Source organism: Anabaena sp. 4-3, assembly GCF_001597745.1.
Lineage (GTDB): Bacteria > Cyanobacteriota > Cyanobacteriia > Cyanobacteriales > Nostocaceae > Trichormus.
The window spans coordinates 1-1,421 of sequence record NZ_LUHJ01000030.1 but is presented as its reverse complement, the minus strand read 5'-3'; the positions used below and the strand labels follow the sequence as shown (position 1 = coordinate 1,421).

The 1,421-nt window shown below is 44.3% G+C and carries 1 protein-coding gene; it reads right to left on the bottom strand.

Going from position 1 to position 1,421, the window contains the following annotated elements; all coding sequences use genetic code 11:
• Positions 1–1,421, bottom strand: a 1,421-nt coding sequence (locus tag A3775_RS09125) for a calcium-binding protein (RefSeq protein WP_066424646.1), incomplete at both ends; no start/stop codon positions are given.

The following is a 1,421-nucleotide window of genomic DNA, read 5'->3' as shown; positions in this document are numbered from 1 at the left end:
TCCACCATTGAGGATGTCATCACCACCATAGCCAAATAATTGGTTATCTTGATAGTCACCTGTGAGAGAGTCAGCTTGATTTGTGCCTTTGACATCATCAAAGTTGACTACAGTCCAAGATTGAGAACCATTGCTGTCTGTAATCGTGACAGTTTCAGCTTCTAGGTTGGCATTAATGGAGAGAATATTGCTCAAAGCGGAAACATCAATGGTGTTATTGACTGTACTCGCATTAGCCACAATCCTTTCTATGCCAATCAGTTGATCAGTGCCAAAACTACCTTTGTTAACTGCACTACTAGGTTGGAAAGTAATACTTTCACCGAATTGGCGGTAATCAGCAGTATCATTCCCCGTACCACCATCTAGAGTATCGTCGCCACTACTAGCTGCGAGTGTGTCATCACCACCATTACCAGATAGTTGGTTATTTTGAGCGTCGCCAGTGATGGTATCACTAAGATTTGTGCCATTGACATGATCAAAGTTAACCACACCTACAGTTTTGACACCAGTGTTGTCGCTGACAGTCAAAGTTCCGGTTTGTAGATTAGCATTGATGCTGGCATTGTTTCCCCATGAGGTGGCATTGATCAGGTGATTACTGACACTGCTATTGGCAATAATCGTTTCAATACTGATCAGTTGGTCTTGACCAAACATCTCTTTGTTGATGCGGTCAATAGCCGTGAGGATGAGTCGGCGATTGACTTGAGTGTAGTTGGCGATATCTTTGCCATCACCGCCATTTAAGGTGTCGTTGCCACTACTACCAAACAGAGTGTCATCGTGTCCCCCACCGTCGAGGCTATCGTGGCCTTGCTCTCCATTCAGAGTGTCGTTGCCAGATCCCCCATCTAGGTTGTCGTTGTTCCCGTTGCCATAAAGTACGTCGTTACCATTACCGCCATCGAGGGTGTCATGACCATATCCACCAATGAGGATATCATCACCACCATAGCCAAGTAATTGGTTATCTTGATAGTCTCCTGTGAGAGTATCAGCTTGATTTGTGCCTTTGACATCATCAAAGTTGCCGACAGTCCAAGATTGAGAACCATTGATGTCTTGAATCGTGACAGTTTTAGTTTCCAAGTTGGCATCGATGGATGTAATGTTGCTTAACCAGGAAACATCAATGGTGTTATTGGCTGTACTCGCATCAGCCAAAATCCTTTCTATACCAATGAGTTGATCACTGCCAAGACTACCTTTTCTGACTGTGCTAGTCCCTCGGAAAGTGATACTTTCACCAAGTTGGCTGTAATCGGCAGTATCATTGCCTGTACCACCATCTAAGGTATCGTTGTTACTACTACCTCGGAGTGTGTCATCTCCACCATTGCCAGATAGTTGGTTACTTTGAGTATCGCCAGTCATCCTGTCATCACCATTTGTACCATTGACATGATCAAAGTTGA